The 259-nt window shown below is 65.6% G+C and carries 1 protein-coding gene; it reads left to right on the top strand.

Annotation, left to right across the window (positions count from 1 at the left end; genetic code table 11):
- Positions 1 to 259: M9 family metallopeptidase N-terminal domain-containing protein (locus WA762_RS35585; RefSeq protein WP_335941726.1), on the top strand; the 259-nt coding region annotated here is incomplete at both ends.

Raw genomic sequence — 259 nt, 5'->3', positions numbered from 1 at the left:
ATGTCAGCGACTTCACCAGCCGCACCGGAAGCGACCTGGTCCAGCAGATCAAGTCATCGACGACCGACTGCGTCAACACGCTGTTCCGCGTCAAGGGCAACGACGGCAAGCTGGCCTTCCGCGAGGCGCAGATGGTCACCGTCGCCAACGCGATGCGCGAGGGATCGGCCGCCTACCCCGGCGACAGCAGCACCGGCATGCCCCAGCTGGTCCTCTATCTCCGGGCCGGGTACTACGTGCAGTACTACGACCCCGACAC

The sequence above is a fragment of the Streptomyces tyrfis genome (genome assembly GCF_037034285.1).
In the GTDB taxonomy this organism is placed as follows: domain Bacteria; phylum Actinomycetota; class Actinomycetes; order Streptomycetales; family Streptomycetaceae; genus Streptomyces.
The sequence above is the reverse complement of the archived record's forward strand: the minus strand, read 5'-3'. Positions and strand labels throughout refer to the sequence as shown.